The organism is Radiobacillus sp. PE A8.2 (genome assembly GCF_045635475.1).
In the GTDB taxonomy this organism is placed as follows: Bacteria; Bacillota; Bacilli; order Bacillales; family Amphibacillaceae; genus JBJGXI01.
The window spans coordinates 24,207-45,472 of record NZ_JBJGXI010000039.1 but is presented as its reverse complement, the minus strand read 5'-3'; the positions used below and the strand labels follow the sequence as shown (position 1 = coordinate 45,472).

The following is a 21,266-nucleotide window of genomic DNA, read 5'->3' as shown; positions in this document are numbered from 1 at the left end:
TTTAATTGCCACCTCGTACTTTTGATTCAATTGTTATGACGCTGTCTAAACTAGTAATTTCAAACAATCGCATCACCTTACTTTGTAAGTTTGTTAATTTTATTTCTCCATCATATTCTTTCGTTGCCTTGAGGGCACTAATTATTACCCCTAGGCCAGTACTATCTAAATAGGATACTTGCTCCATATCCACTTCTATCAACGGTATTCTTTTCTTCGTTATCAATAACAGGGTCTCCTTCAATTCCGGAGCCGTATAGGCATCTATTTCTCCAGCCAAATGTACGACAGCAGTGTTTTCCTGTTCTACAACATTTATATTTAAATTCATTTGCCGTCCTTACCCCCATCTTTTTTGCGTCTAATAGTTTTTACCCGATTATGTTAACTTCTAAACATCTCTACGAAGCATAATCAATGTAAAATCGTCTCTCAACTGGAAATCCTGTAGCCTTTCAAAGTGCTTAAATACTTGTTTTACCGCTTGCTGTGCCGGTAAATGGATATATTGTTCAATCACTTCCAAAACTTCTTCTCGTTCAATAAACCGATCACCAATTCTGCATTCCGTTACGCCGTCTGTAAGCAAAATAATAACATCGCCCGCTTCAACAACTCGCTCATATTGTTCATATTTTGCGTCCTTGGAAACTCCTAATACAATACCCTTCGCTTTAATTTCTTCAAATTGGTTCTCTGCTGCATTGTAATAAAAGCCAGGCTCATGTCCTGCTGATGCATATATTAGCCTTTCGGTATTCGGATTATACAATGCGTAAAACATAGTAATAAACATGCTTGGGTCTACATTTCTCTCTACAACACGGTTTAAATTTTCTAAGATGATGCTTGGGATGCGCTGATCTTCCGGATAACTATCCATCGAATACTTGATCATTGACATCGATAATGCTGCAGGAATACCTTTTCCAATTACATCGGCTATAGCAACACCTAACACACCCTCGGTACCTTCAACAAAATGATAGTAATCCCCATTCATTTGGTTAGCAGGTACACTAATTGCACCTATTTCCAGCCCTTTTATTGCGGGCTTTACAGTAGACAAAAGGGTTTGTTGCATATCTGCAGCAACAGAAATTTCTGATTTGATTTCCGATTGGCTCTCCCTTAGTGATGTAAACTCTTGATATGCAAGTCCATAAGAAATCATAGCCTCCAATAGAAAATCTAGTGAATAATCAATCTCCTTTGGAAGTTGAGGATATAGTTGCTTCAATGCTTTTATGTGTACGTCGATGATTTCTTCTGGAGAAATATTATGCTGCATTGAATGTTTACTAAACTGTTCCGCTTGATATAATACTTTTTCATCTTGTGTATCTACATACTGTTTTAATAACTGCAAATAATTGTCGAGATTTATAATAGCCACAGGGTGTTTCCCCCTCCAAAAGAATGACAGCAATCTGCCACACCAAATGCAGTCGCTGCCGTTATACTTGGATCTTACTACGATATATTTTTTTGTAAATGGTAACAATATTAACTACTACACGAGGAATTTAATAATGACGAAAACGTTAGTTAATTACTTATTACTCTATTAACGTAACCATTTGATCGTCCGAATTTCAGTACCTTTTCCTACTTCAGAAACAATATCAAATTGATCCATTAGTCGTTTCACACCAGGCAGACCCGCACCCAAACCACCAGATGTGGAATAACCATCTTCCATCACTTGGCTAATACTCCGAATCCCTGGTCCATTATCAGTAGCAATAACACGAAGACCTGTGTTGCTTTTTTCATCAATAATTTCATAACAAATTTCTCCTACTTTTGCGTACAAATAAATGTTTCTTGCAAGTTCAGAAATTGCTGTTGCAATCCGCGCCTGATCTACCGTTCCAAATCCGAGCCGTTTCGCATGGTCCCTGCCAATTTGTCTTGCACCAACAATGTCCAATTCTTTTTTAATACTAATACAGGAATGGATGTCCTTTTTCACGCTCATTCCTCCAATTCCTGTTGCAATCGAATTAAGCCTTGTTCCAAGTTAAGTGCAGTTGGAACATCTCGCAAATGAATCCCTAAATCCATTAACGTTATTGCAACTGCTGGTTGAATACCTGTTAATACAACTTTTGCCCCCATTAAATCTGACATAGAAACGACATCACCTAATACTTTTGCGATAAAAGAATCAATAATGTCGACCGATGTGAGATCAATAACAACCCCGGTTGCACCGCTCTGATGTATTTTGTTTAGTAAATCCTCTTGGAACTGGATAGCAGATTTGTCATCCAACTCTATTTGGATAGATATAAGAAGGTAGTTGTGTAGCTTTAAAATTGGTATCCTCATCAGTTTCACTCCCTATCCAAAGAATGTAACATTTTCTCAATGCTCTGCTCTGTATCATTAGGTGTAAGAATTTTGCGATTAGTTAATTCTAATGCCGTTTGGAATCCCTTACGTAAGGAACTTTTCGTTGGGAATTTACTTAAATCAATCCCCAAATTAACGATCGTCTGTGCAATTTCTGGACGGATTCCTACTAAGATACACGTAGAACCAATTAATCTTACAGCTTCAGCTGCCTGTATAATATGGTGAGCCACCATCGTATCCACGACAGGTACACCAGTAATGTCGATTAACACAACTTCTGCATTATGCTTAATCACACCATCTAATAAATTTTCCATAATCAATTTTGCCCGTTCCGTATCAATCGTTCCGATCAACGGCATGATTGTGATGTTCTCCATTACTGGTATTAGTGGCGCAGATAATTCTTGTAAAGCGACCCGTTGCAAAGAAACAACTTGCTCCCAGCTACCGGAATATTCACTTACTAACTGGTTAATAATTGGATCGATCCATTCATCAACCATATCAAGTATGTTGGTTACACGTTCAGTGTCTACTTGCTGAAATTGATTTACGATAAAATCGATCGTCACTCTGCGGAACACTTGAATTCCGTCAGTAATATAACTTAGTGGCCACCCCATATTGATTAAGCTTTCAGAAAAATCATCTAACTCGACCATACTTCCTTCTTTTTCAACCATAGTGAAAATAACATTAACAAATTCACGGCTCGTATTTTCAAAAACTTCATCACTAATGGAAGATGTATACTTATTCTGGCGATTTTTTGATACCTTTTCTAGCCAGTTTTTTATAATTTCATCACTATTCTCAATCACTATTTTCTTCAACTTCTTGTCCATTTCTCTCCCCCTATGAAATTATCATAAACCTATTTTTACACGTTTCCTTAAATCGTGCAAATAATCAGGAATTTTGTCACTGAAGTGACGGAAATTTATGAGTCACAATAGAAGTAAAATGCGACGTAGTAGTAGGTGCTCACGAACTTAGATGTGCACCGCTCCGTCCCTACACTTCATAAAAGCTGTGTAACAGAAAACTACCCTAAGCTGTGGAAAAATACGCCACTCCAGTGGGAAAGGAACAGTCTGAAGCCCCCGCAGAGAGCGCACTTTGCGATTGAGGAGGAGTAGAGCGTTCCCCGCAGGGAAGGGCGTATTTTTCCACAGCGCCTGTTTTACACTACGACGGAGTTTAGCTAAAACACGTAATCTACGGAAAAAGAAAAAGCAAAAACTAAAAAACCCTTGTCTATTTAATGACAAGGGCACCAGAAACAACCTTATAATATAGGAAATTTAGTTAAAAATCCGTTAAACCAAGACTGATTTCCAAAGCACTATTGATATTTTCCATCATCTCTTGATCTAATTGAGTAATCTTATCAGTTAAACGTTGCTTATCAATTGTTCGAATTTGCTCCAATAAAATAACAGAGTCACGCTCAAAACCATACTTTTTGGCATCTATTTCTACATGGGTAGGTAATTTGGCCTTTTGAATCTGAGCGGTAATCGCTGCAACAATAACTGTTGGACTAAACCGATTACCAATATCATTTTGCAAAACCAATACTGGACGAACGCCCCCCTGCTCCGATCCAACGACAGGGGAAAGATCGGCGAAATAAACCTCGCCTCGTTTTACAATCAAATTATTACACCCCACTCACTAATCGCTCTAGGGTGTGTTCCGCCTCCTCTTCAGCCTGGAAAGCCTCTGAAGCAATGTTGAGATTTATTTTTGCCATTTCCATATAGCCTCTTTGCATGGATTCACGAATGTGACGCTTTTTTTTATCACGCAAATACGATTTTGTTGCTTGACAAATAAAGTCGCTCAGATCACTGTTTTCATGTTTCATCAAACCGTTCACCTCATTTAGTAGGTTTTTTGGCAACTTTACAATAACTTCTTGCAAGCTCTCTGACACAACCATACACCTCCACCAAATCTACAAGCCCGATCTATTGTCCATTTATAATCATATCATTGTCTATTAGGCTTTGCAAAGCCAATATACAAATTTTTAGATGTAAATTTATTCTTCCTCATTGTATACCAAAAATAGGTTTTTCATGCCAAACATGGTTGTAAAAATCAGAAAACCCTGCTATTCTCGGTATAATCTTGGGACCCTTGCGCTAATTGTGCAAGCAACTTCATACGAAATTGTATCTAGATAATCAGCTATTTCATCCATCTCAATCGCGTTTCCTGATTGACTGCCAATTATAGTAACTAACGTGCCTATCGGATAGGACTGATCTAGTTTTACCATAAATTGGTCCATGCAAACTCTCCCGACAATCGGCATTCTTTGGCCATTCACTAATACGTCCATCCCTTGCAGTTTTCGGATGATCCCATCGGCATACCCAAGCGGTACGGTACCTATCCATTCTTCTTTATCAGTCTTATAGGTTGCTCCATAACTGATAGCCGTTTGAGCCGGCACCTTTTTAACGTGTATTAGTCTACTGTGTAGTGACATCGCAGGTTTTAATTTAATCGGTTCTTCAGCTTTTGCTACTTTTGAAGGGTATAAACCGTACATAGAAATACCAAATCTCACAAAGTGTTTCATTTCTTCCGGAAACCGCATACTCGCTGCACTATTACCGGTATGAAGAATAACAGGTTTAGTCCAGTGTGCTTGAAAGCAAGCAAATAACTGATTAAACCGGGTTTGCTGTTCCTTGTAGTAAGCTATTTCTGCTTCATCCGCTGTCGCAAAGTGGGTGAAAATACCTTCAAGCTTAAACCGATCATCATTTAAGTTATGCAGTACTTCTATTAATTCTGCTTCCTCACGAATGCCGATTCGACCCATTCCTGTATCCCACTTCATATGCAGTGTGAGTGGTTTTGAAAAATCCATTTTCTTCACTTGTTCTAGCCACTGCTTTTGGAAAAACGTAACGGTTATATCACGCTCAGCTGCAATCCAAACATCTTCAGGTCGGATCCAGCCCATCACCAGAATAGGAACAGTAATGCCTGCATCTCTTAACCGAATTGCCTCATCAAGAATAGCGACTGCTAAGCGGGGAGCACCAGCTTCTAAGGCTGTCTTCGCAACCTCAATGTCGCCATGGCCATAGGCATTCGCCTTAACCACAGCATATATATTCGTATCGGGGGAGAGGCGTTGCTTTAGTTGCTGTATATTAAACGCTATATGATTCAAATGAATATTTGCCCAGGAATCTCGATAAAATGTTTTCTCTGTCACTTCGACCTCTCCTAAAAGGAAAATCTGTTTTTATCATTATTTACTCTGAGCGGATAGATGTCAAACGGTAATTGTTAGCGGAAAGTGATGGAAGGGATTGTTAATGGAAAACAAAAAAATAAAAGCAGACCCTACTGCTCGAGCCTGCTTGCAACAATAATTATTTGACTGCTGTTTGAGAGATAGAAGTTGCAACTTCAATCATTTCTTCTCTTGTTAATTCCTCCGTTGCTAAATAGTAATTAACCCCGTTATGGTTCCATTCTAATGAGTTGCTAGATAATGCCGCCATTGTAAAACCTAAACTCACTGGCTCACCTTCGATCATCTCTGGAGATGTTGTACTTGCCGGATAAGCAGTCACTTGTTCTTGTACTAAGGTGAAGTTCTTAGCACCTTCATAAGTTAAAATAACGCGCTTCCCATTTGTTGTCTCTACTTCTTTAGATTCTGCTAACTCCGCCCCTAGATTAGTGGCCGGATAGAGAATCTCAAACTCAACATCCGTAGCTTCTGCCATAGCCGGAACACCAAGTAGACTGCTAGTCATATTTTTTTCAATCTCAAATGTGTCTTCCGCTAGCTCCGGATTTAACTCAAAGGAGGAGAACTCCACTTCAACAAGTATATTTTTATCTTTATCTAACACTTTCACCATGACTGGTGTAAATGTTTTCTTATTAAAATAAATTTCTTGGTATGGTAAATTGTTGTTGTTTTGATAATTTGTCTTAGTTTCGAATACAAAATGATTTTCGGTAGCTTTGAAAGTAGCTTCTGCATCACTCAATACGTCTTTCACAAGCGATTGATACAAGTATGGTTGACTGCTATTATTAGGCCAATCGCTTTGGAATTTAAAGCTCTTATTTAAAGCAGGCGTTAATACAAACACACCATCATCGTTCTTAAGAATAATCTGACTACCCTCTTTATCTTGATCATTTTTTAACATTACACGATAATAATCTTTTTTCTTATGTGCAATATCGATATTGTATTTTTGACTTTCTTCTCCAGTTTTCAAACTCATGCTTGCTTGTGCTTGATAACCGCTCATATCCTCCAGCGTCTGCTCTAATTTATTGACAACATCTTCTTTCGATTTTTGACCACACGCAGCTAATACTAAAATTAATAGGGTTACCATTATCCCTATGCTTAATTTCTTCAACATGCTCACAACTCCTTTGTCTCGATTCAAAGGACAAAGGGAACAGGCACACCTTTTATTTATGAAATGTACGAAAGACAGAAGCTAAGCCTTCAATAACATCTGTCGCTACTAGATCTTGCTCCGAATGCTTAGTGGAAACAGTTCGATCAGCAGCGTCTCCGTGAAGGTAACATCCATTGGATAAGGCGATGGACAATGACTCATCCTGCATGATCATTGCAAGAAGAATTCCAGAAAGCACGTCTCCACTTCCCCCTTTTGCTAAACCAGGGTTACCGCTAGTTGAAACCGTTTGTCTTCCCCAGGGATCCGTGATAATTGTAAATGGGCCCTTTAAGACAAGATAAACTTGGTAGGTGCTGGCAAAGTTTTTGGAGATTGTAAAAGGCTTTGCTAATATATCAGAAACTGGAATACCTGTTAACAATGACATTTCACCCACGTGCGGGGTTAACACAGTTGCACTTTTCCTATTAGACAATACCTGCATCTCCTGTTTGATATGAAAGATACCATCAGCATCGATAATTACAGGTATTTGCGCTTCAGAAACGAGCTTTCGCACAAATTGTCCAGTAGCTTTTTCTCTGCCCATTCCCATACCGATTACAATTGCATCATATGCCGAAGTTTGGATGCTACCGTCTATAATTTCTCCATTCCGGCCAGTTAACGGTAGATACATTGCTTCCGCACATTGTGAAGCAATGGTAGGAATCGTTTCTGCAACCGTACCAACTGTGATAAGACCAGCTCCTGCCCGCAGTGCAGCCATAGTAGTTAATGCTACAGAACCAGGCATACGCATCGATCCACCTATAACAAGCCCTTTACCGTGACTACCCTTATAAGAAAATTGCTCTCTTTGTGGAAGGGTTGATAAAAATTCTTCTTGTCCCCACACTTGACGTTTTTGGTAGCTATCAAAGGCTTGGATGGGCAATCCTATATCAACAACTTCCCACTTCCCATAGTAAGCAGCAGTAGCTTGCAAGAAGGCACTCATCTTAGGTGCTTCTAAAACAAACGTGTAATCAGCCTTCGTACCAATAAAAGCAGCTGACACTTCATCTGCAGGTACACCGCTAGGTATATCTACTGATATGGTATACAGATTGGAAGTATTGATTGCTTTGACAACGGAATCGAACGGTGGTCTTAATGGACCTTTAATACCGATCCCTAACATAGCATCAACGATTACATCTGCCTGTTTCAGTAATTCACCGATTACATCAGCTGACCTCAATGCATCAATACGTCCACCTGATCGCACAAAAAGTTGCTTGTGGTAACCAGCATCACCCGTAATTTTCTCGTCCACTACTAGTTGTAATACAGTTACTGTATACCCATACTTCAGAAGTGTTCTTGCAATAACGAAACCATCCCCGCCATTATTCCCACTTCCAACTAGGACAAGAACTACTTGGCTATTGTCGATCATGGATGCGATACGGCCGGCAATTGCCCTCCCTGCGTTCTCCATTAGCAGCTTTCCATCCATCTTAACTTCTTCGATTGCAAAACGGTCTATTTCGTACATTTCTTTTGCGATAACGATGTGCACTTTATTCCCTCCTACCCGCACTAAAATATATGAGACAAACAATATGATTATGCAGACTAGCCTGACAAGCTACTATATTTCTATCGAAAATCTTCTATAATCACTTGCGTTACCACATAATTATTACTATGTGATATAGATACAAAAATGCGCTCGTCCCCTTGATTTCTAACAGTTATCTGAGGTGCACCCAGCTGATTTTTGCTTACTTCGATATCCTTAAAACTTAATTTTCCAATTCCAGTTCCGTTAGCCTTTGCATAAGCTTCTTTTACGGAAAACCTACCAGCAAAAAATTCAATCTTTCTAGTTTCTGATGAAATCTGATTGAATTCAACAATTTCCTTTTCGGTCAGAACTCTTTCAACTAGACGATTATTTCGCTCCAAACTATTTTTCACTCTATCTAACTCTATAATATCAATACCAATTCCTTTAATCACATTCATCCTACCCTCTTTAATTACATTATGTATTAGATTATAGCGAAACTGCGTTAATTTCATTGTTGTAAATGTTTGTGCATTGCTAACTTCGTGCAGTATGATATATATGTAAAATTTTTTGATAAAGGAGCTCAACTATGTTTATTCGAACCGAAAGCTTCCGTGAATTTATTCGATTCTATCCAATAGTAACGTCGATTATTGCATTACAATTAGTTATATGGTTAATTACATTTCTCGGATTACCATTTGGTAATGAAATTCTCCAGTTAGGAACAGGAGTAAATTATGCAGTGTCAGCAGGTCAGTATTGGCGCATAGTCACACCGATATTCATTCACGATCCATATGGTGTTATGCATGTTTTATTTAATTCTTTTTCACTCGTATTATTCGGGCCAGCATTAGAACAAATGCTAGGTAAATTCAAATTTATTTTAACGTATTTATTAACAGGCATAGTAGGCAACCTAGTTCCCTTCTTTTTAGACCCGCTTTCCATACAAGCGCATTACGGTGCATCTGGTGCTGTATACGGATTATTTGGTGTTTATGCTTACATGGTATTTATGCGTAAAGATTTAATTGACAAAGCAAATGCTCAAATCGTGACAGTAATTATTGTTATAGGTTTAATTATGACATTTCTTCAGCCAGGAATCCATGTGGAAGGTCATTTGTTTGGCTTTATTGCAGGCTTAGTACTTGGACCAATCATGCTTATCGGGTCCAAAGCATTTTCACCATGGCGTAACCGAAGAGCACCACGCGAGGGATCAGTAAACTTTAACCCGAATCGCTGGCAGAAAAAAAGAAGGATGAACAGCTGGGGTAAACCTGTCCTTTGGATTATTATTGGGGGACTTGTGCTAATCGGCATATTTGGCAGATTGCTTCAAAGCTTCTTTTAAATAAAAAGCTTAATGAGCGCGTGAAAGAAAATTTAAAAATCAGCATCCCCAGAAAAAATAATTATCTGGGGATGTTTTTTTATTGTGAAATTTTATTGCTTTTCGTCAAAAAGTTGTTAAACGCACCTAACAAACCTGCATCATTATGATGCTTGCATGTCTCTAACGGAACTTTCAATAAATGCCATTGAGGTAACTTTACTAGATATTTATTTATGCCCTCTAATAAATCATCTCTACTACTAACTGCTCCACCGATGAGTATTTTCTCTGGATTTAATGCTACTGCCAAATTATAAATTCCAAAACTGATACTTTGCAGCCAAGTTTCAACAATTTCTTTGACCTGTTCATTCGTTTCCGCTTCTTCAAAAATCACGATACCTTCAACTCGCTCCGATTCGGGAATACCTTTAAATGCTTTATATATTTTGATAAGGCTACCGGTAGCAGCATTGTCATGCATAGACTGGCGATCTTCTTCACTTCCCCGCGTGACCATGAACCCAAATTCTCCACCTCTAAAGTTATGCCCGTGAACAATTTGGTTATTTACATAAATTCCTCCGCCAATGCCCGTTCCAATAGTAAAACAAATGAAATTGCTACATTCTGTTGCATTTCCGTTAAACTTTTCTGCTAAAGCAACACAATTTCCATCATTTTCAACCTCTATTGGTAGTGATGTGTGTACTGCAAGTAACTGCGTTATATTCTGACGATCTAAAGCAGTTATCGCCCCTCCAAAATAAGCGAAACCGGTTTCTGTATTGATAGCTCCGGGTAAACTAATCGCGATACCTTCCACATCGTCGTTACTTTCCTGATAACTTCGAATAACAGCGACCATATCAATTAGGAACTTATCCAAATGTTCTCTTTGTGTCGGATACTTATCTTTTGTGAGAATCGCCCCTTGTTCATCGAGCAACCCATGCTTCACATTCGTTCCACCAACATCAAAAGCTATATATTTCTTCATCAATTCTACCTCCAGTACAAAAACTTATGCTATTCCAAGTTGATTATTAAACGCTTACAAGTTGAAAATTAGAATAGTCAATTTCATAATTACCTTGCATAGCTATTTAGTATTATGGAATTGACAGATAATAAATTAACAATCCGATTTATAGACTTTTCATTCATCCGTTTAAGATGATCCTGAGATTGTTCAGTCATTTACTTTATTATACATTATTCTTCTTGTGAACCGTTACACTTTATAATATTTTTTTATAAACTTGCTCAAATATGGCCATACAACCGCAAAAAACACGATGGTATGGCCATATTTTTTATCATCGCACTTGCAAATTCAAAATCATTTTTCGAACGAATACCAATTTGCAATTGTATCTGCATCAGTCTGGTCGATATCCTTGATTTTAAACTTTTTCCCAGAACTGTGCGAGGCAACAGAAAAAGCGAGCGTACATAATTGCTTCCTCGCTTGAAACCAATGGGCAGAGGTTGCGAATGCTTGCACTCTTTTTCTATTTGCAAACACAGATACCCGACTAATGGTTCGTGTTCTGATTGCTAACTGATTATTTGTAACCGTATACCCCGCATCTCGATAACGATGCCATCCTAGAAGACCTGCAGCTAAAATAAAGATTAGTGCAATCCACGCATAACTAAAGAAGAAATAACTAACTGGCGTGAGAACAATAAGCACAGGTGCGACAGCTCGGATTAAATATCTTCTCATTGACCGGGTCGGAAGTGGCTTCCACTTTTTTGTAAGTTCAAAGCTAGGAAGAAAATCAGATAAAAACGCCTCGATTTCCGTTTTCTTTATTAACGGAAACAACACGGTAGAAAATCCTTCCCCTTGCTCTGAAGACCCACCAGCAATTTCAACTGCGATAGTAGCAAAACCAAATGGTTGTCTTAATGGATTTTCTTCGATGCGCACAGCTTGAATTCTCTTTAAAGGAATGGTCAGTTGTTTTCTTTCTAACAGACCTCTAGCAATAAACAATTCATCATTATTTCTCTTGATAGTAAAGAAACTGTATTTTAAAAAAGTTCCCGCGATCGCCATGAGCCATAATACAATTGCTATTAAAATTGCTAATACGACAATGATAATAATACTTAAATGAATCGCCCAATCGTAAACACCCTCAACAAATTCTTCCGGTATAAATTGTGTGATTTGCGAACCGAATAATGCAAACAAGGACAAAAACACACCAATCCCACCAGAAGTAGTTGCGGCAATAAATAGGTATATAAAGGAGAGCTTTCTAACAGGCCCTTGCTCGACATGTTCATCGTTTATTTCGCTTGGTTCTTCTAATTCATTCTCTACTTCATCTATTTTACTTTTATTTTTCAGCTGTTCTCTAATCGCTTCGCCTTCTGCTCTTTTAACTGCTTTTAAACCTGCTTCAGCAGAAGTGCTACTACCAGCGGTTTGAACTTCCACTTTCACCAATCCGAATATACGGTGGACGATTCCCTCAGTTAAATCAATCGATTGGATCCGATTTTTAGAAATAAAGCGCTCTTTTCGAATGATGATTCCTGATTCAATTTTAATTTGATCATCGTCTATTTTGTATGTAAAGCGATACCATGTTAAGAAACTAAATAGGATTGTTCCAATAGCAATTACTGCGATATATAAAACCTGGAACCACACACCAAAAAAATCCACATTATTAAAACTAGCAAAAAATCCAACACCTGCCGGTATGATAATTTCCCTAATAACTTTGAAGAAGCTCAAAATCATTGCACCTGGGTGCATTCTTTTTGGTTCAGACATCATCTTCATCCACCCTTGCCAACTCTGAAATACGGTCACGTAAGTGAGATGCTTGCCCCTCATTTACTGCAGGAATTTCATGCGTGGTAGCTGCAGTAGATATCGTAACTGTAGCTAGGTCAAAGCGTTTCAATATCGGTCCCTGTTGTGTATCGACATGCTGTACACGAATCATTGGGACGATTGTTCGTGTCACGATGATAATACCATGCTGAATATAGATTTCTTGATCAAATACTTGGTATCTCCACCTTTTCCATCGAACTGCAGGAATTAAAATAATGCAAAAGTAAGTAACAATTGCTAACACAGCCCATGCAACTAATACAATCCAGAGCGAAAATGAAAATTTAGCTGCCAGAACTGTAAGTACGATAAAAACAATCCATATGATACTAAATGGAATAAGTGCCGTGATTCTCCATGCTTTAATTGCATCTTTTTCAATAAAATTTTCTGGCGCTTGTCTCAGAATAAACACCAACCTTTTTGTTTTTGGTTAAAAATCACTTTGTAATTATACACTTTTACCAATAAATCGATTCAATAATTTTACTATAACATGGTTAGTGAAATAGACGTATGACAAACCCAACATTTATTACAAAAATTTACTTTATGACCAATAGAATCTTTCCGATACATAAATACATCTTAGGTGGCAATCATACCAATAAAAGGAGGGTATTAAATGCGTACACCTGTCAAAGGGGTGAATACATTTAAAATAGCGGCAACATACATTGGTACGATTGTTGGAGCAGGGTTTGCATCAGGTCAGGAAGTATTTCAGTTTTTCACTACTTTTGGAATCGGTGGCATTTGGGGAATTGTATTGGCTACAATCCTTTTTTTCTTTTTTGGCTATTCGATCTTGTTGTTGGGAAGTAAACTTCAAGCACAATCACATGTACAAATCGTTCATTTCACAAACGGGAAAATTATTGGAACGATCATTGATATCATTATCACTGTTTTTCTGTTCGGTGCCTTAGCCGCAATGATTGCCGGTGCTGGCGCAATAACTGAACAACAGTTTGGGATACCTCCCCTATTTGGAACGATTGTGATGGCAGTTATTACTTTACTCACCGTGTTAACAGGCATATCAGGTGTTATTAATGCGATTAGTTACGTGGTTCCTGTATTGCTTGCATCCGTATTATTTATAACGATATATAGCTTAATTGGTAACCCGATAACACAAGAAGAAATCCAAATTGCCAATGAACTAGAAGGTGCTGCACCTAACTGGTTTATATCTGCAATAAACTACGCTTCCTATAACCTTGTTATCGCGATCGCAATTCTCGGCCCTTTAGGTGCACAAGCAAAAAGTCATCGCTCCTTATTTTGGGGTGCTTTGTTAGGAGGATTAGGGCTCGGCATTGGTGTACTAGCAATTAATTTTAGTATCTTAACGAGTATTATTGAATCTTCACAGGTAGAGGTTCCAATGATTACGATCGCTGAACAAATCTCTCCGGTTATCCAACTGATTTTTGCTGTTGTCTTATTTGCAGAAGTCTATACAACTGCAGTTGGTAATCTTTTCGGATTCGGTTCAAGACTGAACTTTATAAAGAAGAAAAAGACAGTCGTTATCATTTCGACATTGCTCGCTTTTGCCGTCAGTCAAATCGGTTTCTCTGCGATGGTAGAGTATTTATATCCAGCGGTAGGTTATGGGGGCATGCTACTCCTTATCGGCATTATTTATGCTTGGGTTTTTAAGCGTGAATCACTAACTTAGACATGGAAAAGGGATCCACCTAGGTGGATCCCTTTTTATTAATGCTCATTACGAGTTACTTTTCAAACTTCATAATTGAAGTAAAATGCGTCGTAGTAGGTAGGTGCTCACGATCTTAGATGTGCACCGCTCCGTCCCTACACTTTGCTTTCCGCGGGGGGCTAGTGAGCCTCCTCGCGCTATCGCGCTGCGGGGTCTCACTTATGCCACTAGTCCCGCAGGAGTCAAAGTGTAGGGACTACGCTTCATAAAACGTGTGTTATAGAAAACTATCCAAAGCTGTGGAAAAATACGCCACTCCAGCGGGAAAGGAACAGTCTGAAGACCCCGCAGAGAGCGCTCTTTGCGATTGAGGAGGAGTAGAGCGTTCCCCGCCGGAAAGGGCGTATTTTTCCACAGCGCCTGTTTTACACTACGACGGCGTTTAGCTATTATCCGCCACAATAACAACAGCAAACAGCCTTTATAAACAACAAAAAAAGTGCCACAACAATGTGACACCTTTCCTTAAATTATTTAGATGTTTTGTTGTCTGTTGCTCGACTGATTTGATCCGCGCTTATTTTGAAATTTACGGTTGCGTGACGGTTTACCTTTACCACCACGGGAGAAATTGCGCTTATCGTTTCTGAACTTGCCGCCGCCTTTATCTTTACCCTTATATCCCGATTTTACACTCACAGGCTGAACGGAAGAAAGTGTTACAGGTGCATTGCGTCGTTCTTTCGTTAACATTTTTAACGCAGCTGAAACGATGGTAACAGAATCATGTTGATCTAACAATTCTGCAGCTGTTTCACGATAGTCTTTTAGATCATTCTTTTCAATCGCAGCTACAAGTTTTTCTACCGTCAGTTGCTGTTGTCCACGTTTAGCCTCGTCCATAGACGGTGCCTGCAGTCGTTTAATTTTACCTTTTGTTACTTTTTCAATTAAGTTAAGGTGAGGCAGTTCTCTTGGCGTTATGAATGAGATTGCTTCGCCCAGTTTACCAGCTCTACCTGTACGACCAATACGGTGTACATAGCTTTCAGGATCTTGTGGAATATCGAAATTGTATACGTGTGTCACGCCAGAAATGTCCAACCCACGTGCAGCTACATCGGTAGCGACCAAAATTTCAATACGTCCGCTTTTAAATTTATTAAGCACTGACATACGCTTACCTTGTGTTAGATCACCGTGAATTCCTTCTGCTTTAAATCCGCGAGCATGAAGACCTTCTGTCACTTCATCTACACGTTTTTTCGTACGACCAAAAATAATCGCAAGCTCTGGTGCATGAATGTCTAACAAATTCGTTAACGTATCAAATTTTTGCTTTTCATGTACTTCAACGAAGAATTGCTCGATATTCGTCACCGTTAATTCTTTTGATTTTATTTTTACTTCTTCTGGGTTCTTCATCAGTGTAGCTGCGATATCTCTAATTTCCTTAGGCATCGTCGCTGAAAACAATAATGTTTGTCTTTGCTCAGGAATCGATTTTAAGATATCACGAATATCCTCGATAAAACCCATGTTAAGCATTTCGTCTGCTTCGTCTAGCACCGCTGTATGGACGTTACTAATGTTAATTGTTTTTCTTCTAATATGATCCAGTAATCTACCTGGCGTTGCCACTACAATATGAGGACCATCTTTAAGCGCACGAATTTGTCGCTCCATATGTTGACCACCATATACTGGTAATGTTTTAACACCGGTATATTTACCAATACGGTGAATCTCTTCTGATACTTGGATAGCCAGTTCTCTTGTAGGCGCTACAACAAGTCCTTGGACCTTCCTCACGTTCTTATCAATCTTTTCAATCATCGGAATACCAAAGGCAGCTGTTTTACCTGTACCTGTTTGCGCCTGACCAATAACGTCTTTCTGAGCCAACCCTAAAGGGATTGTTTGTTCCTGTATTGGCGTAGCTTCCTCAAAGCCCATGTTTTCCAAGGCCTTCATAATCGGTTTTGAAATACCTAATTCACTAAATGTTGTCACTTTTTATACCTACTCCTTTAAAAAATTCTCATACGCGGTTGCACGTTAAAGAGTACAGTGTGTTTATACACAATTCCCCACCACAGTCTTTTTAAAGCCTCTCTCTATATAAGATAACCTAAATTTATGTTAAAAAACCTTACATTTTAACGTGAAAAAAGCCTTCCTCCACACACGGAAGAGGCCTACGAGCAAAGCGTTCAATGGATTATTGTATAATATCATACTCTTTAGTTTAATTCTACCTGTATTAGAAATGATTTTCAAACATCTGAGTGTTAGAATAGAAAAAAACTGTTGCTAAGAAGGAGACGTCTCGTGAATCGACCGCCTTTCCATCCATCCATTGCCCTAATCGTAGGAGTAATTTCCGTTTCAACTGCTGCTGTACTGGTCAAATTGGCTGATGCAACTCCAGCATCTATTATTGCGAATTATCGGTTGCTTTTTGCCTTCGCCATTATGGCCCCTTTTGTTCTTATCAAATACCGTAGCGAGTTCAAACTTATTTCCAGACATGACTGGGTTCTATCTATATTCGCAGGGATATTTCTAGCTTTCCACTTTATTCTCTGGTTTGAATCCTTAAATTATACATCCGTTGCCAGTTCTGTTGTGTTAGTAACACTCCAACCGATCTTTGGGTTCATTGGCACCTATATATTTTTCAGAGAACGATTTGCTGCAGGTGCAATTATAAGTATGATTATTGCGATTACCGGAAGTATTATCATTGGTTGGGGTGATTTCCAGATTGGTGGCATGGCTTTATTCGGTGATATTCTCGCGCTGTTAGGTGCTATAATGATCACTGCCTATTTCTTATTTGGTCAGAATGCTCGTAAACGTTTATCTTTAATGACGTACACATTTATCGTTTATGGGATTAGTACGTTTACACTCTTTATTTATAACCTCGTGCTTGGTTATTCTTTCTCGGGATATCCTGCACAAGACTGGTGGATCTTTTTAGCATTAGCTATTATCCCTACATTTCTCGGGCACACTTTGTTTAATTGGGCTTTAAGATGGCTTAGCACTTCCGTCATATCAATGAGTATATTGTTTGAACCCATCGGGGCTTCTATCCTTGCTTATTACATACTAGGAGAAAAAATCACCTGGACACAATGGCTTGGCGGAATGATTGTTATCTTTGGCCTAGTTCTATTTATAATTAGTACAAGTAAAAAACTAAAAATGACCTTTTCTAAAAAGGAATGAATTTAACTAGGACAACTTTCACCCATGTTATAATAAGGAAAACTTTATAGAAAAAAGGGGAGAAATCATGAAGAAGATAAAACTAATGACCGATAGCAGTGCGGACATTCCAAAAACAATGCAAGAGACTTATGATATCGAAGTTGTTCCCCTGTACGTCCACTTCGGTAACGAGCAATATAAAAGCGGAGTAACTATTGATACAGCGACATTCAACCAAAAAATTAAAGACTCTGATGACTTTCCACTTTCGTCTGCTCCAGGTCCAAATGAATTTTATGAGGCATTTAAGTGCATCGACTCGGAAGTTCCAATAATTTTGTTGGCGATTTCAGACGGGATTAGCAGCACTTATAATCACGCTCTACTAGGTAAAAAAATGCTTCTCGATGAAGAACCTGAAAGAAAGATTGAAGTTATTAATACAAAAACTGCATCTAGCGGGATGATTTTGCTTTTAGACGAGGCAATTAAAAAAACTAACGAAGGCTATCATTATGAAGAGTTAGTTACTCATCTGTATGAAAAAGTTGAAAGTACGATTACCTTATTCGTTTTAAAAACGGTAGAAAATCTAGTACGTGGCGGCAGACTTGACCGGGTTAAAGGAGCAATTGTCAAAACGCTTAACATTAGGTTATTGATGCGTGCAAGCGAAGAAGGCACAATTGAGGTTACCGAAAAAGTCCGAGGTGAAAAGAAATCAATTCGTAGGTTCATTGACCAAATCGGATCGTACACGAAGAACGTCGAAGACAAAATGCTCGCCATGACTCACTGCAATGCAGAGGATTGGGCGAATCACGTATTGCAAGAAATTAAAAATGTATATCCATTTAAGGAGACTACTTTAGCTGAAATGGGCCCTGCAATCTCCACACATGCTGGTGAAGGTGGCCTTGTTATTGCTTTTTTCAAAGATAAATTGAACTCTAACTAACATGAACAGCTGAGCCATTGGTTCAGCTGTTTTACTTCCACTTACTTTTCTATATCTTGATCACGTGTTAAAAAGGAATAAACAGATTGAATAAGCGCGTCTCGCTCATCTGAAAAACAAATGTGATGCTTTGAATCATGAAAAAAGATTACTTCTGAATCTACTGGTATCTCTTGTTTCAAGGCATATGCAGACTTATATGGCACAATTCCGTCTTGCAATCCTTGCGCGATAAGTACGGGACATTCTAGCTGCTTCAAAAAAGGCTTTGTGAATCGAACACATCGCTGGAACTCCACTAATGCCCTTATCGGTATTTTTCCTTTTTTAGCATTATACCTTTGAAACACCTTATCTTCTGCTAACTCGCCAGCAAGTGCTTCCTTACCAAATCGAAGCATATCTACAGTTAGCTGTCTAACATTCAGATATTTTCTAGCTGTTGACAAAAGTACTAGTTTATTAACGTTGTACCTAGCAGCCAGGTAGGACGCAATCATTCCACCCATTGAAAAACCAATGATATATATTTTATCGCATTGCTCTATTAATTTCTTCAAAGCATTCTCCGCGACTTCTATCCAATTTTTATATGTTGTTCTTTCTAGAGTAAGTTCGTTTCCATGACCTGGTAGTGAAGGGGCTACAACTTGCCAATCCGTTCTCTTTCTAAAATAATCAGTCATAGGGGATAATTCATATGGCCCACCAGTAAATCCATGTAGACAAAGACAACCTATCATAAATTACCCTCCTCCGTTCATACATTATCAAGCTTATCATTACCAATTGCGTCAATTTAATAATTGTTTACAAAGCAGTTTGCATGCATATAATTCTCTGACGACTTTGCCCAACTATTTTTTGGTGTGAATAGTTAAGGTCAGTATTATGAATCGATTAATTTTCATAACAAGCAAAAACCAAGAAAATTCCTGTCGCTTTTTGACGACAGGAATTCCCTCCTGCTAATATTGCCTATTTAAAACCTTTCATGAAAGAACCTAAACCTTTTAATAATGGTGATACTTGTTGCACCGTATTTGCCATCTGTCCTACTGTTCCAAGCATCTTATCGACGTCCAGCTGACCCTCTTTGTCTTGGAAATAATTCATTATTCCATTTGGTTTCTGATTCCAGCCCATACTCTGCTGTCCGTTTGGTTGGAAATAGTTATTCCATTGGGCAGGCTGTTGCGGCTTTGCAAAATGATCATAAGGCGTCGCACCGACCTGCGTTGGTTGTGCTTGAGAAGCTTGCTCGGAATAAAATGGCTGTTGAAATGGCTGTTGCTGAAAGTTTTGCGGTGCGTATTGATTAGGGTTTTGATGGTATGGTGATTGAAAGTATGACGCTCTTCTTTGTGGCATATGCACACACCTCTTTCCATATTTCCTTTACTACTACTTTATGCACTATAGGAAATATGGTTAATACTTTCAATTTCAGAATTAGGGTTTTTTGTTACTGGAGCATATAGTTGTGGTAATTAGTTGCCATATGAATAATGATTTCGGATTCCTAATTCTTGTTTTAGTTTGTTCTTTTGAAAGCCTAGTATTTTTTGATTACCAATGAATACAGCAGGTGTCGCATAAATTTTTTGTTTTTGTAAATCCTTCAAGAAATTGGCGTTTTCAGTAGTATTTTTTTGCTGATATTTTACCCCCCATTCATCCAATTGAGAAACCAATTCGTCACATTGGCTACAATCATTACTTATATAAACAACGATGTCTTGATTCTCCATTGATGTTCCTCCTTGAGTATTTCTCTACGCGCCTTAGACATATTTTCTTTTCCCTGCTTACTAATCTTTAAACTCCTTTTTATTTTGCTAGAAATTGAATGCAATATATTTGTTATGTTCCTGCAGCAATTTTTATGATAAAATTGGTAAAATTTGCGCGCATCAAGGAGGAAAAACAATTGGATAATTCTTTATACTTGGTTAAACCGACTGTTAAGTTACAACAACAATATATGTCATTTCATCGTGAATGGGCTGACTCTGGAGAAGATATGATTCCATGGTTTATAAAGAAAGATCCAAGTAATTTCCCTGCTATGGTACAGGATTTGGCAACTGCTAGCGTTGGAGAAGGTCTTCCGGAAGGTTGGGTGCCAGACTCTGCCTTTTGGCTAGTTAACCATGAAAATCGTGTGCTTGGTGCAGTCAGTATACGACACCAATTAACAGAATTGTTAATGAATAGCGGTGGTCATATTGGGTATGGCATCCGTCCCTCTGAAAGAAGAAAGGGTTATGCTACAAAGCTTTTACAATTGGCATTACAAGAAGCGAAGAAATTACATATTGACCGTGCACTCGTCGTCTGCGACGCATGGAACACAGGTTCAGAGAAAACCATTTGCAATAATGGTGGCATCCCAGATCTTGATTGCATAGAAGAAGATGGCAACGTAATCAAAAGATTTTGGATTACTGTCGAATAAAAGATATTCCCCGGGAAATATACGCTGTTTTGATATACGATGTCGTTTTTAAAAGAAGTGTGCCGCCCCATTTAGCAAGTACGGAATGGAACTCAGAGCAAGAAAACCTCTTGTTTGCGTAGTGCCTATTCACCAAAGCCGAGGGCGGTTGCCCAAATGAACCACCTAATCGTAATTGCACCATATGAACGAATAATTGCATCACAACGGCAGACTATTGCACCAAACCGCATACCAATTGCACCGCAACAGCTCGTAATTGCGCCGGGCCTAAGGGAATTCTCACTATTGACTAGGAGCGCTGGTACTAGTCATCCCGAATGTTGTTATTATTCATCTAAAAAACAAGACGCTTACCAATGGTAAGCGTCTTGTTCCTAATTTTGACCTGCGAGTTAAAATTTTCTA

At 38.6% G+C, this 21,266-nt stretch carries 24 protein-coding genes; 6 read left to right on the top strand and 18 right to left on the bottom strand.

The genetic code is table 11. The annotated features are described in order from the left end of the window. Position 1: 1 nt before the first annotated feature. The 11 genes from ACI6MV_RS18340 to acpS all read right to left on the bottom strand — a co-directional run bounded on the left by ACI6MV_RS18340 (position 2) and on the right by acpS (position 8,795). The gene (locus tag ACI6MV_RS18340; RefSeq protein WP_407271786.1) at positions 2–331 is read right to left on the bottom strand and encodes an STAS domain-containing protein; all 330 of its coding nucleotides are present in this window, start codon (positions 329–331) and stop codon (positions 2–4) included. Positions 332–391: 60 nt separating this feature from the next. Then, complete coding sequence (locus ACI6MV_RS18335) at positions 392–1,396, bottom strand: PP2C family protein-serine/threonine phosphatase (protein WP_407271785.1); 1,005 nt, start codon at positions 1,394–1,396, stop codon at positions 392–394. A gap of 171 nt (positions 1,397–1,567) precedes the next feature. After that, positions 1,568–1,975 (bottom strand): anti-sigma regulatory factor, encoded by a 408-nt coding sequence (locus ACI6MV_RS18330; protein ID WP_407271784.1) that lies wholly within the window; start codon positions 1,973–1,975, stop codon positions 1,568–1,570. A gap of 2 nt (positions 1,976–1,977) precedes the next feature. Further along, positions 1,978–2,334: an STAS domain-containing protein gene (locus ACI6MV_RS18325; protein ID WP_407271783.1), complete on the bottom strand. Its 357-nt coding sequence runs from the start codon at positions 2,332–2,334 to the stop codon at positions 1,978–1,980. 5 nt (positions 2,335–2,339) lie between these two features. Further along, positions 2,340–3,209: an RsbT co-antagonist protein RsbRA gene (locus tag ACI6MV_RS18320; RefSeq protein ID WP_407271782.1), complete on the bottom strand. Its 870-nt coding sequence runs from the start codon at positions 3,207–3,209 to the stop codon at positions 2,340–2,342. A 463-nt stretch (positions 3,210–3,672) separates the two neighbouring features. Continuing rightward, the gene (locus tag ACI6MV_RS18315; protein ID WP_407271781.1) at positions 3,673–4,023 is read right to left on the bottom strand and encodes a type II toxin-antitoxin system PemK/MazF family toxin; all 351 of its coding nucleotides are present in this window, start codon (positions 4,021–4,023) and stop codon (positions 3,673–3,675) included. A 4-nt stretch (positions 4,024–4,027) separates the two neighbouring features. Continuing rightward, positions 4,028–4,309 (bottom strand): antitoxin, encoded by a 282-nt coding sequence (locus ACI6MV_RS18310; RefSeq protein ID WP_407271780.1) that lies wholly within the window; start codon positions 4,307–4,309, stop codon positions 4,028–4,030. A 174-nt stretch (positions 4,310–4,483) separates the two neighbouring features. Next, positions 4,484–5,605, bottom strand: a complete 1,122-nt coding sequence (gene alr / locus ACI6MV_RS18305) for an alanine racemase (RefSeq protein WP_407271779.1) — start codon at positions 5,603–5,605, stop codon at positions 4,484–4,486. 160 nt (positions 5,606–5,765) lie between these two features. Next, positions 5,766–6,782, bottom strand: coding sequence for a LolA family protein (locus ACI6MV_RS18300; RefSeq protein ID WP_407271778.1), 1,017 nt, complete (start codon positions 6,780–6,782; stop codon positions 5,766–5,768). A 52-nt stretch (positions 6,783–6,834) separates the two neighbouring features. Further along, a complete protein-coding gene (locus ACI6MV_RS18295) occupies positions 6,835–8,352 on the bottom strand; it encodes an NAD(P)H-hydrate dehydratase (protein ID WP_407271777.1) in 1,518 nt (505 codons plus the stop codon). Between the two features lie 80 nt (positions 8,353–8,432). Next, complete coding sequence (gene acpS / locus ACI6MV_RS18290; protein WP_407271795.1) at positions 8,433–8,795, bottom strand: holo-ACP synthase; 363 nt, start codon at positions 8,793–8,795, stop codon at positions 8,433–8,435. Between the two features lie 140 nt (positions 8,796–8,935). Here acpS and ACI6MV_RS18285 point away from each other — a divergent pair, with 140 nt between their 5' ends. After that, positions 8,936–9,709, top strand: coding sequence for a rhomboid family intramembrane serine protease (locus tag ACI6MV_RS18285; RefSeq protein WP_407271776.1), 774 nt, complete (start codon positions 8,936–8,938; stop codon positions 9,707–9,709). A 79-nt stretch (positions 9,710–9,788) separates the two neighbouring features. On the opposite strand, the gene ACI6MV_RS18280 is transcribed toward ACI6MV_RS18285, so the two are convergent. From ACI6MV_RS18280 to ACI6MV_RS18270, 3 genes are all read right to left on the bottom strand, one after another. Beyond that, a complete protein-coding gene (locus ACI6MV_RS18280) occupies positions 9,789–10,691 on the bottom strand; it encodes an ROK family protein (RefSeq protein ID WP_407271775.1) in 903 nt (300 codons plus the stop codon). A 342-nt stretch (positions 10,692–11,033) separates the two neighbouring features. Then, positions 11,034–12,488, bottom strand: a complete 1,455-nt coding sequence (locus ACI6MV_RS18275) for a PH domain-containing protein (RefSeq protein ID WP_407271774.1) — start codon at positions 12,486–12,488, stop codon at positions 11,034–11,036. Then, on the bottom strand, positions 12,481–12,960 hold the full coding sequence (locus tag ACI6MV_RS18270; RefSeq protein ID WP_407271794.1) for a PH domain-containing protein: 480 nt from the start codon (positions 12,958–12,960) through the stop codon (positions 12,481–12,483). Before ACI6MV_RS18270 ends, ACI6MV_RS18275 begins: the two co-directional genes overlap by 8 nt. Before the next feature lie 219 nt (positions 12,961–13,179). On the opposite strand from ACI6MV_RS18270, the gene ACI6MV_RS18265 reads away from it, so the two are divergent. After that, positions 13,180–14,241: a YkvI family membrane protein gene (locus ACI6MV_RS18265; RefSeq protein ID WP_407271773.1), complete on the top strand. Its 1,062-nt coding sequence runs from the start codon at positions 13,180–13,182 to the stop codon at positions 14,239–14,241. Positions 14,242–14,757: 516 nt separating this feature from the next. Here the strand turns inward: ACI6MV_RS18265 and cshA are convergent. Continuing rightward, the gene (cshA, locus tag ACI6MV_RS18260; protein ID WP_407271772.1) at positions 14,758–16,236 is read right to left on the bottom strand and encodes a degradosome RNA helicase CshA; all 1,479 of its coding nucleotides are present in this window, start codon (positions 16,234–16,236) and stop codon (positions 14,758–14,760) included. A gap of 318 nt (positions 16,237–16,554) precedes the next feature. On the opposite strand from cshA, the gene ACI6MV_RS18255 reads away from it, so the two are divergent. Together ACI6MV_RS18255 and ACI6MV_RS18250 are read left to right on the top strand one after the other, a co-directional pair. Beyond that, positions 16,555–17,460, top strand: a complete 906-nt coding sequence (locus tag ACI6MV_RS18255; RefSeq protein ID WP_407271771.1) for a DMT family transporter — start codon at positions 16,555–16,557, stop codon at positions 17,458–17,460. A 67-nt stretch (positions 17,461–17,527) separates the two neighbouring features. Beyond that, complete coding sequence (locus ACI6MV_RS18250; protein ID WP_407271770.1) at positions 17,528–18,400, top strand: DegV family protein; 873 nt, start codon at positions 17,528–17,530, stop codon at positions 18,398–18,400. A 41-nt stretch (positions 18,401–18,441) separates the two neighbouring features. Here the strand turns inward: ACI6MV_RS18250 and ACI6MV_RS18245 are convergent, their stop codons facing one another. The 3 genes from ACI6MV_RS18245 to ACI6MV_RS18235 all read right to left on the bottom strand — a co-directional run bounded on the left by ACI6MV_RS18245 (position 18,442) and on the right by ACI6MV_RS18235 (position 20,151). Next, positions 18,442–19,143 carry an alpha/beta hydrolase gene (locus ACI6MV_RS18245; protein ID WP_407271769.1) on the bottom strand — a complete coding sequence of 234 codons (702 nt, stop codon included), beginning with the start codon at positions 19,141–19,143 and terminating at the stop codon, positions 18,442–18,444. Positions 19,144–19,378: 235 nt separating this feature from the next. After that, the gene (locus ACI6MV_RS18240; protein ID WP_407271768.1) at positions 19,379–19,771 is read right to left on the bottom strand and encodes a YppG family protein; all 393 of its coding nucleotides are present in this window, start codon (positions 19,769–19,771) and stop codon (positions 19,379–19,381) included. 119 nt (positions 19,772–19,890) lie between these two features. Then, the gene (locus tag ACI6MV_RS18235) at positions 19,891–20,151 is read right to left on the bottom strand and encodes a glutaredoxin family protein (protein ID WP_407271767.1); all 261 of its coding nucleotides are present in this window, start codon (positions 20,149–20,151) and stop codon (positions 19,891–19,893) included. Between the two features lie 233 nt (positions 20,152–20,384). Here ACI6MV_RS18235 and ACI6MV_RS18230 point away from each other — a divergent pair, with 233 nt between their 5' ends. Both ACI6MV_RS18230 and ACI6MV_RS18225 read left to right on the top strand, forming a co-directional pair. Further along, positions 20,385–20,858 carry a GNAT family N-acetyltransferase gene (locus ACI6MV_RS18230; protein ID WP_407271793.1) on the top strand — a complete coding sequence of 158 codons (474 nt, stop codon included), beginning with the start codon at positions 20,385–20,387 and terminating at the stop codon, positions 20,856–20,858. Positions 20,859–21,014: 156 nt separating this feature from the next. Then, positions 21,015–21,224: a hypothetical protein gene (locus ACI6MV_RS18225; protein ID WP_407271766.1), complete on the top strand. Its 210-nt coding sequence runs from the start codon at positions 21,015–21,017 to the stop codon at positions 21,222–21,224. Positions 21,225–21,266 lie beyond the last annotated feature (42 nt).